General features: G+C 42.6%; 1 rRNA gene. It reads right to left on the bottom strand.

Annotation, left to right across the window (positions count from 1 at the left end):
- Nucleotides 1-250: 250 nt before the first annotated feature.
- Nucleotides 251-357, bottom strand: a 16S ribosomal RNA gene (locus KJS58_RS25085); the annotation flags it as partial.

A 357-nucleotide genomic window follows, 5' to 3' on the forward strand; every position in this document is an offset into this window, starting at 1 on the left:
ATATTTCTAAAATCGCAAAATTGTTTCGTTATCTAGTTTTCAATGAGCAAAGCTGTTTCACCGAAACAGCGACCATGGAATTTTGGTCTAACACAAACTGTGTAGATAAAATTACATGTCTTTTTTTTGAGAGATTAAACTCTCAAAACTGAACAACGAGTGAGTGTTACTTTGCTTTTGCAAAGTGATCCGTCGACTTTCGTCGTACGTAATTTTGAATGTTTCCATCGCAGGAAACGATTCTCCATAGAAAGGAGGTGATCCAGCCGCACCTTCCGATACGGCTACCTTGTTACGACTTCACCCCAATCATCTACCCCACCTTCGACGGCTGGCTCCTTGCGGTTACCCCACCGG

Origin of the sequence: Paenibacillus sp. J45TS6 (genome assembly GCF_018403285.1) — a bacterium.
Lineage (GTDB): Bacteria > Bacillota > Bacilli > Paenibacillales > Paenibacillaceae > Paenibacillus.